This is a genomic window from Psychrobacter nivimaris (genome assembly GCF_043419765.1).
Taxonomy (GTDB): domain Bacteria; phylum Pseudomonadota; class Gammaproteobacteria; order Pseudomonadales; family Moraxellaceae; genus Psychrobacter.
The window spans coordinates 282,218-296,566 of sequence record NZ_JBHOFX010000003.1 but is presented as its reverse complement, the minus strand read 5'-3'; the positions used below and the strand labels follow the sequence as shown (position 1 = coordinate 296,566).

The window sequence follows — 14,349 nt, the reverse complement described above, 5'->3', positions numbered from 1 at the left end:
TTTGAATTATCGATTTGCAAATAGTAAGTCGCGATAGAACGCAACTTATCAGCAATTTATCTCGGTTTAGACCTGCTTATTACAGGTCTTCTTGTTATAATACCCAGACCATTTACTTAGCATGGCAGAGATGCCTTGATCTTACGGATTATGCCTTTATGATGACCATCGCCGGACAACCGTTTCTTACCGATTTTCAGACGCAGCAACTCATCAGTCAGTTTCAGCAAAAAACCGAGCTAAATGTCAGTCAAATAAGTACACAGCAAGTGTATGTGCTATCACGAGAGCTATCTGGTGATGAACATAAAAAAGCGCTAGATTTACTGGCGGTTGACCAGTCAGCAACGCTAAATGCGCCGCAAGACAACCAACTACAAGTCATCGTTGGGCCACGTTTTGGTACGATATCGCCATGGGCAAGTAAAGCGACAGATATCTTTAATAACTGTGAAATCGAGATCAATCGTGTTGAGCGTGTTGTCGTTTATACGTTAACCCTCGATGAAAAAATAGACGGTGACGCAGGCGAAAAACTACCAGTAGACGCCGAGCAGTTATTGTTTGACCGTATGACTCAGAGCTTGGTTTATGACTTGAGCGATGTCAGCAAATTGTTTGACGATCAAGCGCCAGCCTCATTGAACCATGTTGATGTGATAGGACAAGGCCAGTCAGCACTAGAATCTGCCAATACCGAGTTCGGCTTTGCGTTATCGAGTGAAGATATCGACTATCTGATGAATGCCTATGTCAATGAATTGAAACGCAACCCAACTGACGTTGAACTGATGATGTTTGCACAGGCAAACTCAGAGCATTGCCGTCATAAGATCTTTAATGCCCAGTGGACAGTCGATGGTGAAGTGCAGCCAAAATCACTGTTTCAAATGATTAAAAACACGTACCAGTCGAACCCACAAGGTATCTTGTCAGCGTACAAAGACAATGCTGCGGTGATGGCAGGGTCTGATGGCATGCGTTTTTATCCTATCCCAACCGACGCGATGGATGCCAACTCAATCCATCCTTACGACTTTCATCAAGAAAACATCGATATCTTAATGAAGGTTGAGACGCACAATCACCCAACAGCGATTGCCCCTTATTCTGGTGCGGCAACAGGTGCTGGCGGTGAGATTCGTGACGAAGGCGCGACTGGTCGCGGCGGTAAGCCAAAAGCAGGTCTAACAGGATTCCACGTGTCACATCTGCATATCCCAGAGCTTAGCGAAAAGTGGGAGCAGTCAGGTCAATTGAGCACGCAGGATTATGGTACGCCAGATCGTATGGCAACCAGCCTTGAGATTATGACCGAGGCACCATTAGGCTCAGCCAATTTCTCAAACGAGTTTGGTCGTCCAAATCTATGTGGTTATTTCCGTAGTTTTCAGCTAGATACCTCTACTGCAAAAGACGGTAGCGAGATGCGCGGCTATCATAAGCCAATCATGCTGGCAGGTGGTTACGGCAATATCAAACGCAACCTGATTGAAAAAAATGCAATCAAAAAAGGTGATTTGCTCATCGTCCTTGGTGGCCCTGCGATGCAAATCGGTCTGGGTGGCGGTGCAGCATCGTCGGTCGATAGTGGTGACCTTGATGAAGGCTTAGACTTTGCTTCAGTTCAGCGCGATAACGCTGAGATGGAGCGTCGTTGCCAAGAAGTCCTTGATCGCTGTTGGGCACTAGCGGGCGATGATGTCGATGTAAGCAATAACAGTAAAGACGGCAACCCAATCGTTTCACTACATGACGTAGGGGCAGGTGGTCTGTCTAATGCAATGCCAGAACTGGTCAATGACCATGAAATGGGCGCTCATCTGAATTTGCGCAAGATTCCATCGTTAGAAGCTGGCATGTCGCCAATGGCCATCTGGTCAAACGAAGCGCAAGAGCGTTATGTGCTAGCGATTCGTCCAGAGAGCAAAGATCAGTTTGATGCCATCTGTGCCCGTGAGCGCTGCCCATATGCCATCTTGGGCGAGGCGACGGATATCCGTCAGTTAATCGTTGATGATGAGCTATTGGCTGAGCAACCAGTCGATATGCCGATGCAAGTACTGCTCGGCGGTACACCGAAAATGCAACGCAGCTTTGAGCGTACTGATAGCACGTTACCAGCATTAGAGCTTGGTGATGTGAATCTCGCCGAGTCAATCACCGATGTATTGCGTCACCCAACGGTGGCGAGCAAATCATTTTTGATTAGCATTGGTGACCGTTCTATCACTGGTATGGTCGTGCGTGATCAGTATGTGGGTCGCTATCAAGTGCCTGTCTCGGATTGTGCGGTGACGGCGTCAGGCTTAGTGGCGCTAGATGGTCAGCCAATGACTGGCGAAGCCATGAGTGTCGGCGAGCGTACGCCTGTTGCGCTTATCAGTCCAAAAGCCTCGGCGCGTTTAGCGGTCGGTGAAGCGATTACTAATATCGCTGGTGCGCGTATCGCTCAGTTGTCTGATATCACGATGTCAGCGAACTGGATGGCCGCGTGTGGTGATGACGTAGAAGATGCTGCATTGTTCGACGCTGTACATGCCGTTGGCGAAGAGCTATGCCCAGCACTCGGTATCGCTATCCCAGTCGGTAAAGACTCGCTATCGATGCGTGCCAACTGGAGTGATGAAAGTGGTAAGGACAAATCAGTCGTGTCGCCAATGAGCTTGGTCGTGACTGCGTTTGCCCCTGTCGTTGACGTCGCAAAAACGCTAACCCCTGAGCTAATCAATGGTGACAGCGCGTTTTACCGTATTGACTTGTCTAAAGGCAAGCTACGTCTAGGCGGTTCGATCCTTGCGCAAACGCTTAGCCAATTGGGTAACGATTGCCCAGATTTAGCGCAACCAAGCGACTTGATCGACTTCTTTAACTTTATCCAAGCGGGTAATGAGCAAGGCGTCATCAGCGCTTATCACGATATCGGTGATGGCGGTTTACTAGCGACCATTGCAGAGATGCAGTTCACCAGCCGTCAGGGTATCAAGCTGTCATTAAATGAGGATAACTTACTTGGTCAGCTGTTCAGTGAAGAGCTAGGTGCAGTCATCCAAGTATTACCAGAAAACGTTGCTACTTTGATTGAGCTAGCAGATCAGCATAACGTGAGCGACATGCTAAGCCTCGTTGGTCAAAGCTCTGAAGAAGATAGCCTACTAATTCAAACGCCAATGCTCATGGGTGACGATACTCTACGCTTTAGCCGTACTGAATTGCAGCAAGCATGGACGCAGGTCAGCTATCAAATTGCGCGTCGCCGTGATAACCCAGCGTGCGTACAGCAAGAGTATGACTTAATCGCTGATGCGAGCCATAAAGGCCTAATCGCTGCGCCAAACTTTGATCTGAATCAAAAAGTTGAAGAGCCGTATGTAAACAGTCGCGCTGATTCTGATAACAGCAGACCAAGAGTCGCTATCTTGCGCGAGCAAGGCGTCAACGGTCAGACAGAAATGGCAGCAGGCTTTACCCAAGCTGGCTTTGAAGCGGTCGATGTACACATGAGTGATCTACTCAGTGGTCGCATCAATCTACGTGACTTCGATGGTCTGGTCGCTTGTGGTGGCTTTAGTTATGGTGATGTACTCGGCGCAGGCTCTGGCTGGGCGAACTCTATCTTGTTCCATGACGAGTTGCGCATGCAGTTTGTCCGCTTCTTTGCCCGTCCTGATACCTTTAGCTTGGGTGTCTGTAACGGTTGTCAGATGATGGCTCAGTTAAAAGACCTCATCCCAGGTGCAGAAAACTTCCCACGTTTCGTCGCGAACAAATCAGCTCGTTTTGAAGCGCGTACGGTCAACGTAAAAGTCGAGCGTACCAAGTCGATCCTGTTCAAAGGCATGCAAGACAGCATCTTGCCAATCGCTGTGGCACATGGTGAAGGCTATGCCACACTAGACAACAACGAAATCGACGGTATGGCAAAACACGGTCAGCTTGCGATGCGTTATGTCGATAGCCAAGGTCATCCAACTGAGACGTATCCGCTCAATCCAAACGGTTCGCTCGGTGGTGTCACGGGTCTGTGTAGCACTGATGGTCGCGTCACTATCATGATGCCGCATCCTGAGCGTAATCTAAAAGCCTATAACCACAGCTGGAAACCAGAAGAGTGGGACGAAGACGGTGCGTGGATGCGTATGTTCCGCAATGCTCGTGCTTGGTTGCGCTAGGAAAACTTGAATTAATCTTAGATAATAAAAAAGGTGGGCTTCGGCTCATCTTTTTTGTGTTTAAGATTTGAGTGTTTGGAAATAAAGGCTAGCGTTTATACCGTGTTTTCACGAGTATAGGCGATTACACTCATGCTAAAATCGCGGTGAACAAAGACTAGCATTAAGCAAAATAAGGAAGAACAACATGTCAGGAATTACAGATATTAATGAGCTATTGAGTTCGATGCAGCCAGCACTGGTTGATGAGTTATTCGTGTTTTGTACTGTGAAAGGGCAACTAGCGGAATATGTAAACCTAGCGCCAATAGCGACGTTTATGGAGTCAGAAGGGCTGACTCTGGTGCTAACAAAAGAAAACGCTGATGAGGCAGGTTTGCATTACGAAGGCGTGTTTCGCCAACTCACTCTAACGGTGCATTCCAGTTTAGAAGCGGTAGGTCTAACCGCAGCCGTGTCAAACAAACTGACCTCAAAAGGTATCAGTGCCAATGTGATCGCTGCCTATTATCATGACCATATATTTGTGTCGGATGATAAGGCGGAGCAGGCGCTATCTGCGTTAAAAGAGCTGAGTAATATAGTGGATTCAGTTTAAAAGAGATACAAGGCAACCGAGTGCAGATGTATATGTGATACTTCAAGCGAGGTTAACGTTGTAGCTCTTTTATAAAGGATTGACTATATATAAAATATTTTGACATTTAAATTTGCATCGTTAAGATCAACTGAGTTAGTTTGGAAGACCGTTTTAAATAGCTGTTTTTCAAAATAAAAAGGTGAGCGTGAAGCTCACCTTTTTTGTATTTTAAGTTCTGAAGTAGGGGGGATAGTTTTATCTTATGCTGTAATCAAAATTTGCTACATTACTAAACTTAGTATGTCTATTTATAACTAAATTCTAGAAAAATAAAAAGGGAACTGTATGAGTAATCCAAATGAGCATATTGAAGAGTTTTTAAGATATTATTTCAAGTTACCCAGCCCACCACAATATGCTGTCTTGTTAAAGGGTAAGTGGGGTGTTGGTAAAACCTGGTTTTTGAAAAAAATAATGAGTCAGTTAGATAGTTCTGATAATCAAAAAAAGAGACATCTATATGTGAGTCTATACGGTATCGCTAGTTTTGAAGAGATAGAGAACGAGTTTTTTAGACAGCTTCATCCTGTTTTATCTTCTAAAGGTATGGCTCTAGCAGGGAAAATCGGGAAAGGACTTCTTAAAACTGCATTGAAGATTGATCTGAACGATGATGGTAAAAGTGATGCTAGCGTATCGTCTCAAGTACCAGACATCAATTTGCCAGATTATTTATCTAATACAGAAGGCTTAATATTAGTATTCGATGATTTGGAGAGAGCTTCAATGGATCTAGAGAACCTATTAGGCTATATAAACTATTTTGTTGAGCATCAAGGTTATAAGGTGGTGATTATAGCCAATGAAGATGAGCTAGTTAACAAAGAAAAAACATCTGATGTTAGTTATAAACGTATCAAAGAAAAACTAATTGGTAAAACTTTTGAAATTCAGCCTCGTCTTGAGTCAGCTATTAGTAATTTTATTCATGAAATAGAAAGTGATTCTACCCAAGAATTGTTCAACAACAATATAGGGTTAATTAAAGATTATTATCGACGTTCTGCTTATTGGAACTTAAGACACCTAAGACAAGCATTGATGGATTTTTCAAGATTATTAGAATCATTATCTGATGAAATTAAAGATAAGGAAGGTATTGTAGAACAATTATTATCTACATATTTAGTGCTTTCTTTTGAAATAAAAAGTGGGGAGATGTTACCTGCTGATATTAACAACTTCAATGAGTCATATCTAGCTGAGTTAATGGACAGAAGTAATAATAAAGGAATGACAGAAGAAGTAATTGATAGCCCTTACAGAAAGGTTAAAGAAAAATATCCTGCTTTCGATCTTTTTGATATGTTGTTGGAAAAATCTATATGGATTGATATATTTGATAAAGGGTTAATTGATAAAGCCAAGATAGAAGAATCCTTAAAAAGCTCACGTTATTTTCATAGTGATAATCAGCCAGAGTGGATGCAACTATGGCACTTCATGTATCTAAAAGATGATGATTTTGACAATCTCTTAAAAAGTGTCACTCAGAAGTTTCAAGATAAAGAGTATAAAGAAATTGAAATTATCATGCATATAGCTGGTTTGTTTTTAGAACTTTCAAGTGCAAGTGTTCTAGATATAACAAAAGCTAAAATTCTTGAGTTAGCCAAATCACATATTGACAAGTTAGTTGAAGAAAAAATTAGTGTATCTCATAGAAGCGATCCTTTTCATGATACATCATCAAAGGGGTTACAGTATTACTCTAAAGACAGCAATGAATTTAGGGAGCTATTCGAATATATATCTTCAATGTCTGAAAAACAAATAAACGACAGTCTACCGCAGCTAGGCATCGATTTGTTGGATGATATAAAAAATCGCACAGATAGCTTTTATAAGAAAATATCTTATACTGGGTCAATGAACGAGTATCATAGATATCCTGTTCTAAAATACATTAGACCTAAGGATTTTGTAAAAGCAATAATTGAAAATGAACCTTATAAAAGAAGAGATATTATATTAGCAATTTCATCAAGATACAAAAGCTCAGGAAATATTGAAATACTCTCGCCAGAAATAGGTTGGTTACAAGAAACTGTATATTTATTATTAAAGCAAGCTGAGAGAAAAGAAGGTAAAATTAGTAACCTCCAAATTAAATACTTTACAAATGCTTACTTAGTATCTTCTATCAATATTTTACATGAAGCTAGTTTAAATCCTAAGCAGGCTGCTAACTATTGTTGGATCTATAGTCAGAATTCTGTGGGTATACCCCAAACTGCTATATACATGAAAAAACTAGGAATGATATTTAATCTGAAGTGTTAAATACGTGATAATAAACTAAGATACAAGAATAAGTTTTATAGTTGTTTTTAAAAGTTTATTTATCCTTTAATTAGCACTCGTCAATTTTTTTCCGAGCCTCAGCAATCAACTCATGAATTTTAACACTTTCCTTTAGCACACAAGCATCATAAGCAGAGAGCGGCTCAGACTCTTGTTCTTTTTCGTGATCTTGCTTGGCTTTTTCTGCTAAATAATTTTCAAGTTTATCGGCTTCAGAATCGCCCATAGTTTATCCCCCGTATAATTTTTACCATATAAAAAACGGCACTGAAATCAGTACCGTTTTATAGGTCATGATAATGTAAAAGCTAACCATGACTTCTCAAACACTAAATCGCCAAAATCAATCCCAGCTTAAAATTACCTTACCGCATTGCCCACTTTCCATGATATCAAAGCCTTCTTGGAAGTCATCAATATGCATGCGATGGGTAATGATGGGCGACAGATCAATACCGCTAATCAGCATTTGCTCCATCTGATACCACGTCTCCCACATCTCACGGCCATAAATACCTTTTAGGGTTAACGCCTTAAAAATAATCTTGCTCCAATCCACCGTGGTGGTGTTAGGCAAAATACCCAAGAGCGCGATTTTAGAGCCGTTATACATATTACTAATCATCGAATCAAAGGCCTGAGGCGAGCCTGACATCTCAAGCCCAATATCAAAGCCATGCATTTTTAACTCAGCAATAGCGCCTTCGATGGTTTCACCTTTGGCTGGGTTGATGGTCATCGTCGCGCCCATTTTTTTGGCAAGCTCTAAGCGATAATCACTGATATCACTGACCACAATATTACGCGCCCCTGCGAAGCGGCAAATCGCCGTTGCCATTGAACCAATCAGCCCCGCACCCGTAACCAGTACATCTTCACCAAGGACAGGGAAAGATAACGCGGTATGCGTGGCATTACCAAAGGGGTCCATAATGGCGGCCATCTCATCGCTGATACGCTCATCGAGTTTGATGGCATTATCGGCAGGTATCACCAAATATTCGGCAAACGAGCCATCGCGGTCAACGCCCACGCCTATGGTGTTTTCGCACACATGTAGCTTGCCACGGCGGCAGTTACGGCAATGCCCGCACGCGATATGGCCTTCGCCTGTGACGCGGTCACCCACTTCAAAATGCTTCACACCATCGCCCACTTCACTAATGATACCGACGTATTCATGTCCGATAATCATTGGCGTCTTTATGGCTTTTTGTGACCATTCGTCCCACTTATAAATGTGCAAGTCTGTCCCACAAATGGCGGTTTTTTTAATTTTGATTTTAACGTCATTGATGCCGACCATAGGTTCAGGCATATCTTGCATCCAGATGCCTTTTTTGGCATGAGCTTTAACCAGTGCTTTCATATTTTTCTCTTATTTAGCTGTATTGTACTTAATTATTGAATTCAGCGAGTAAATCCGAACGACGCTTAATCAATCACTTTCATTTGCTTGGCGACTTTGATAAAGGCGGCGATACACTGATCGAGCTGCTCGCGAGTATGGGCGGCAGAGAGCTGGACACGAATGCGAGCCTCGTTTTTGGGTACGACAGGATAGAAGAAACCAATCACATAAATGCCTTCTTCAAGCAGTGCATCTGCCATTTGCTGTGAGACATTGGCGTCATAGAGCATCACCGCACAAATGGCCGATTCGGTAGGCTTGATATCGAAGCCCGCGTCTTGCATTTGCTTCACAAAATAGGCGGTATTTTCATGCAATTGGTCTTGTAGGGTATTGTCTTGCGATAGCATCTCAAACGCTTTTACCCCAGCGGCAGCCACCATAGGAGGAATAGAGTTTGAAAATAGATACGGGCGTGAGCGTTGACGCAGCATCTCAATCATTTCTTTTTTGCCCGTGGTAAAGCCGCCAATAGCACCGCCAAACGCCTTGCCCAAAGTACCAGTGATCAGCTCAATATCGCCACGCAGATCAAACAATTCAGTCACGCCGCCACCAGTGCGACCGACCACGCCAGCTGAATGCGATTCGTCAATCATGACCATAGCATCATATTTTTGTGCCAACGCATAAATCTCATCCATTGGCGCTACGTTACCATCCATCGAAAACACACCATCGGTGACAATCAAACGAAAACGCTGTGCTTGCGCCGCTTGCAATTGCGTTTCTAAATCTTGCATATCCGCATTGGCGTAGCGATAACGTGCAGCTTTACACAGGCGCACACCGTCGATGATTGAGGCATGATTTAACGAATCAGAAATAATGGCATCCTCAGCAGTTAGCAGTGGCTCAAAGGCACCACCATTGGCATCGAAACAGGCCGCATAAAGAATCGTATCTTCAGTATTAAAAAACTGAGAAATCGCCGCTTCTAATTGTTTATGTAAATCTTGCGTACCACAAATAAAACGCACCGATGACATGCCGTAACCTGAGTCTTCGATGGCTTTGATCGCCGCCTTTTTAATCTCAGGGTGATCAGACAGTCCAAGATAATTATTGGCACAGAAGTTAAGCATCTCACGACCATCGGCAATCTTGATGAGCGCATCTTGCGGAGAAGTGATAACGCGCTCGTTTTTATACAGTCCTGCTTCGCGTATATCACTGATTTCTTGTTGTAAGTGTTTTTGAAAGGCTTGATACATAAATATTCCTTTTTTAGTATTATTGGTGTTCGTTTGATAATAGAGATATTGGGACTGGTCATAGAATTAGGCTATCAAAGCCAAGCTATCAAAGCCAAGCTATCAAAGCCAAGCTATCAAAGCCGTGCAGCATCCTAGCCATCATTAAAATCAACGATAAAACCAAAGATGCAGGAAGACAACGAGATGGTGCGAGCAGTGATACTATCTATAACCCTGTGAGCGGTGATTTTATCATTAGCCTATCGCAATAAATAGCCTAAATAGTCGGTAGATAGTCCTTCTTTTATAAAGTGATATAGCGTTGTTTAGTTGTAGTGTTGGTTTTATAGTGGCTTAGCTATGTCTCAAAACATAAGACATCAACTTGCGCATTCTTATAATCTTGATTGGTAAGTATTGATAAGTACTGTCTATCCAGTTAGTCATCTTTGGGACGCTTCTGAGCCTCAGCGATCAACTCATGAATCTTGGCGCTTTCCTTTAGCACACAAGCATCATAGGCAGAAAGTGGCTCAGGTTCTTGTTCCTCTTTCTTTTTCTGCTCCTGCTCTTGTCTGGCTTTTTCTTCTAGATACTTTTGTAGTTCGTTTTGCTCATCTTGTTGAGAGTTATTCATAGTTTATGTCTCCTAATATTTTGATCACTTAATAAAAGTCATCCCGACCAGCATACTTCTTATTTAGTGCCTGCAATATCGCATAGGTTTCGCTATCCATATTCCCCGTTGGCTGCTGCGCTCTGAAGTGTAGCTGAAACGCATAGACGACGTCGCGACTGGCCTTGTCCCACGTATCAGTGTCGTTGATTTGATAGCCATATTTGCGAAACGCTTGCTTAATTTCAGGTATCGTGGCCGACGCAAATCCATCTTGATTCATAAAGAACTGCTTATCAAACTCATCATACCAAGCGCCAATACCGTAATCGAAATATAGCCGTTCCCACGGGAACTTTGCACCGGGGTCTATCTTGCGCGAGGGTGCCATATCGGAGTGACCGATGATATTCTTCGGTGAAATGTCATAGCGTCTAGCGATATCTTGCACCAGTTGTGCGACTTTTTTAATCTGCAACTCATCAAATGCCACATAGTGCTCATAAGGATGATAATCGAGCGTGCCAGTTTTTAGCGCGTCTCGATATTCAAGCTTGATGCCACTATTGACGATTTCGATGCCGATAGAGGTATCGTTTAATATCGTCCGTCCTGCAAAGCCGCCGTCACCTGCATGCCATGCGCGCTCACTCTCTGGTACTAGGTTGTAGATTTTATTATCATTATTGTCTAATACTAGATAGTGCGCGCTCACATTGCCCGTGGTCAATGTCTTTATCGAGCGCTCATTATCTGAAACCGTATAGTGTAGGACGATAGTTTTGATGCGCTCGCTTTTGCCAGTAGCTTGGTAGCTATCGCTGTCGATTACATACTGCGGCGCTGTCGTTGTTACGCAGCCTACAAGCGATAGCATAGCGCATGATACTAGTACTGAAGCCAATGCAATCGAGGAAATATTTTTTGCCATGAAATGCTCTGTATGGGAATAGTTGCGGTTAATTAACGTTAGGATTGACTGCGATTTTTTTATAACCAATCGCCCCGAGCAGAATAAAGAATCCTAGCAAGACATAAGCATTGAATGACAGCGCCGCTGGTGAAAATGGTAGCAGCAGCAGCGATATAAAGACCATACTGATTAATACAGAGAGATAATTTAGCAGACTTGCCTGTTTCTTTTTCCGCTCATTGATGAGGTCAGCGGTCGTGACATAAGCAAAGCCAACGGTTATACCCAAGGACGCCATTGTCACAATATCGAGTAGGTAGTTTCTACCCAACCAAGGAGAGAGTAGGCACACCAAACATATCAATATAACGGTTTTTTGCTTACTAAATTGGTTGTGTTTATCGGTAAATACGCTAGGCAATAATGACGTGTCGCCCATAGACTCTAAGAGCTTGACCGATGACAATATAAAGCCATTGATACCGCTCATTATCGAGCCAATCATAGCGATCGAGAGTAGCCAAATGCCGATGCTACCAATCCGATTGTCTATGCCTTCACCTGTCGCCCAGTGGCTGTCTTTGATCGCTTGATAGTCAAAGCTCATGTTTAGCGCGGTAAAGTAGTTGATTAAAAAGTAAAACAATACACCGGCGATGAGTGAAATTAGGATAATACTTTTGGTCTTGGTTTTTGAATCGCTGATGGCTTTTGAAATCTGCGGTGTGGTCTCAAAACCGACATACGCCCACGGCATAACGGCCAAGATAGGTAACCATGCCAGACTGGTGATAGAACTGCTAGACATATCAGTTGGCAAAAACGTTTGGGTCGTTGGTGTCATCCAAAGCGATGCAAAAAACAGCGCGGTGACTGATAGAATCATAAAGAGGGCGATATAGAGTTGGATTTTTGCGCCGACTCGTACGCCTTTTAGGTTGATATAACTGAACAAAACAATAGCCGCGCTGCATAGGAAAACTTCACTGGCGTAGACTTCCCAACCAGCAATCGTATACAGATAGCCTAATTGTAAGCCGCTAGGTAACAGATAGCGCAGTAGCAAAGCAACGGCTGATATATTGAGCGCGATAATAGAAATATAGCCTATCGTGACGCCCCAACCATAAATATAGGCATGTTTGCGATTGATGTATTTTTCAATCCAATAGATGCCGCCTGACTCGTTCTCTGGCGTTTGGGTCAGCAAATTAATATAGGCACGTGCAACCATATAGATGGCTAAAGTACCGATAATAATAGCGACAGAAGAGCCTAATAGCTGTGATTGCGGTAAAAACAAATCGCCTGGCATGACATAAGCACCCCAGCCGATAATCGCACCGACGCTAATCGCTATAGCTTGTAGGTAGCTGATACTTTCTGTCTTTTCACTCATGGAGTGCTCCTTCACGATCAAAGATGGAGAAGAAGAGAGTGTTTATTACGGAACTGACATAGAACATGAAAAACCTTGTGACGCCATTACGCAGGGTAGTGGCTATCTTTTATAAATAGAAAAGTCATATTAAAGGTTTTTGTTGAGTGTTACCTTTTCAATCCTGTTGGATTTTTTTAGCCAGAACCTTTTTCCAACTGTCCTCTAAACAGTCAATCGCGAGCCAAGGTTCAATCACATTAGCATCAAACTTTTCTTTTGAGTTGGACAGTTGCCACAGTGTCTCAAGTGTTGCAAACGGATAAGGGCGCTTAACCAAATATACGGGTAAGTCAGCGTCTATAATAACGGTAGATTCAGTCTATTCATTAGCTATTAACTTTTTCGTATTTCTACCAATGACAATTAGCTTCGTTCAATAGCATTAAGGATTTCATTACCTAAACTACGAGTATTTTTTTGGTTGCCACTACCACTATCAAGCTCAATATTGAGTTTATTACAAAGCTTTCTTAGTACTGGTTTAGCATTCACTGTTGTACCATTTTCATTGACAAGGACTGTCAAATCTTCGAGTTGAATGATGTCATAACCTTCAATTGAGACCTTCCTTTTCACTGGACAGTCTGGGGTTAAAATCTTTTCAATTTCATAACCAAGTGTATCAGTAGCCAATTCAATCAATTCTTTGATATTTGCTTTACCCCATTGACTTGATACAACATACTGAGAACCATTACCCGCTCTCAAAATTTCATCATCATTCAAGAAATATCTAGCTCTACCTTTATCTCTAGCATGTTTTTGAGCTACCTCTAAATTTTCTATAATCGGTTGAGAATGAGTAATATCATTAAATTCACTCATCACCATATCAATAGATTGATTTCTATTTTGGTCGAAATAATATTTAAAAACTTCTAAGGCAAGTCTACCTTTACCTAATTCCATATCATTAAATCGGTACTTTGAATAATCTCGTGAGCTGTCTTTACGAATATCTCTTTTTTCCTCTAACTTACGTCTTACCTTGATTTGATAGTCTTCTGCTTCAGGTAAAGGAATGATTTGTTGAACATCAATTAGTATTTTTCCGTTATCGTTATAGGGCTGTATCTTCATACAAGTAATATCTAAATTACGCTCATTCAGCCAAATGACGGAAGTTGTTAACTCGGCAGAAAAATCTTGTGAGACTAAAATTGTTTTAACATCTTCTGCAAAACCTGTTTCAACAATATCATTTTCAATGAAAGCTCTAATTTCAAGCTCTGCATCATTTGAAGAGTAGTTAGGATAACCATTTCGTTGTTTATATTTTTGCAATATCTCTATAGCATCATCAAACGTCATAGTCGATATCATAGATGCATACCGTAGAGCTTGTAGCTCCATATGGTCGCCTGTTTCAGTCCTTTTTAGTTCTATAACGACTAAATTAGCTTGTTTATCAATAGCTAATAAATCAATTCTTTTTCTTGATCCTTGCCAGTCAGAAAACTCTTCTGCTATCACCATACAATCAGGAGCAATAATATCAATATTGTTTTTAAAGGCCTCTTGCAAGTCATCTCGTTCAAAAATAGATTCAATCACAAAGCTAGTAGGCTTAATTGCTAGTAGCTGCTTACCTTCCAATGCATAAATACTCATATTGCTATTCTCATTTTCTAATATATATTAATGACATAGAGTTAT

General features: G+C 42.1%; 10 protein-coding genes. 3 read left to right on the top strand and 7 right to left on the bottom strand.

What is annotated here, in order from left to right; translation table 11 throughout:
- Positions 1-158 precede the first annotated feature (158 nt).
- From purL to ACHEVO_RS07970, 3 genes are all read left to right on the top strand, one after another.
- Positions 159-4,172: a phosphoribosylformylglycinamidine synthase gene (gene purL, locus ACHEVO_RS07980; RefSeq protein ID WP_394124550.1), complete on the top strand. Its 4,014-nt coding sequence runs from the start codon at positions 159-161 to the stop codon at positions 4,170-4,172.
- Positions 4,173-4,359: 187 nt separating this feature from the next.
- Entirely contained in the window at positions 4,360-4,770 is a 411-nt protein-coding gene (locus tag ACHEVO_RS07975; RefSeq protein ID WP_394124549.1) for an ACT domain-containing protein, read from the top strand.
- A 327-nt stretch (positions 4,771-5,097) separates the two neighbouring features.
- Positions 5,098-7,095, top strand: coding sequence for a P-loop NTPase fold protein (locus ACHEVO_RS07970; RefSeq protein ID WP_394124548.1), 1,998 nt, complete (start codon positions 5,098-5,100; stop codon positions 7,093-7,095).
- A 70-nt stretch (positions 7,096-7,165) separates the two neighbouring features.
- On the opposite strand, the gene ACHEVO_RS07965 is transcribed toward ACHEVO_RS07970, so the two are convergent.
- The 7 genes from ACHEVO_RS07965 to ACHEVO_RS07935 all read right to left on the bottom strand — a co-directional run bounded on the left by ACHEVO_RS07965 (position 7,166) and on the right by ACHEVO_RS07935 (position 14,304).
- A complete protein-coding gene (locus ACHEVO_RS07965; RefSeq protein ID WP_394124547.1) occupies positions 7,166-7,342 on the bottom strand; it encodes a hypothetical protein in 177 nt (58 codons plus the stop codon).
- Positions 7,343-7,459: 117 nt separating this feature from the next.
- Entirely contained in the window at positions 7,460-8,485 is a 1,026-nt protein-coding gene (tdh, locus tag ACHEVO_RS07960; protein WP_394124546.1) for an L-threonine 3-dehydrogenase, read from the bottom strand.
- Positions 8,486-8,550: 65 nt separating this feature from the next.
- Positions 8,551-9,741, bottom strand: coding sequence for a glycine C-acetyltransferase (gene kbl / locus ACHEVO_RS07955; RefSeq protein ID WP_394124545.1), 1,191 nt, complete (start codon positions 9,739-9,741; stop codon positions 8,551-8,553).
- Between the two features lie 421 nt (positions 9,742-10,162).
- Entirely contained in the window at positions 10,163-10,360 is a 198-nt protein-coding gene (locus ACHEVO_RS07950) for a hypothetical protein (protein ID WP_394124544.1), read from the bottom strand.
- Positions 10,361-10,388: 28 nt separating this feature from the next.
- A complete protein-coding gene (locus tag ACHEVO_RS07945) occupies positions 10,389-11,270 on the bottom strand; it encodes an N-acetylmuramoyl-L-alanine amidase (RefSeq protein ID WP_394124543.1) in 882 nt (293 codons plus the stop codon).
- Positions 11,271-11,298: 28 nt separating this feature from the next.
- The gene (locus tag ACHEVO_RS07940; RefSeq protein WP_394124542.1) at positions 11,299-12,651 is read right to left on the bottom strand and encodes an APC family permease; all 1,353 of its coding nucleotides are present in this window, start codon (positions 12,649-12,651) and stop codon (positions 11,299-11,301) included.
- 405 nt (positions 12,652-13,056) lie between these two features.
- The gene (locus tag ACHEVO_RS07935) at positions 13,057-14,304 is read right to left on the bottom strand and encodes a hypothetical protein (RefSeq protein WP_394124541.1); all 1,248 of its coding nucleotides are present in this window, start codon (positions 14,302-14,304) and stop codon (positions 13,057-13,059) included.
- Positions 14,305-14,349 lie beyond the last annotated feature (45 nt).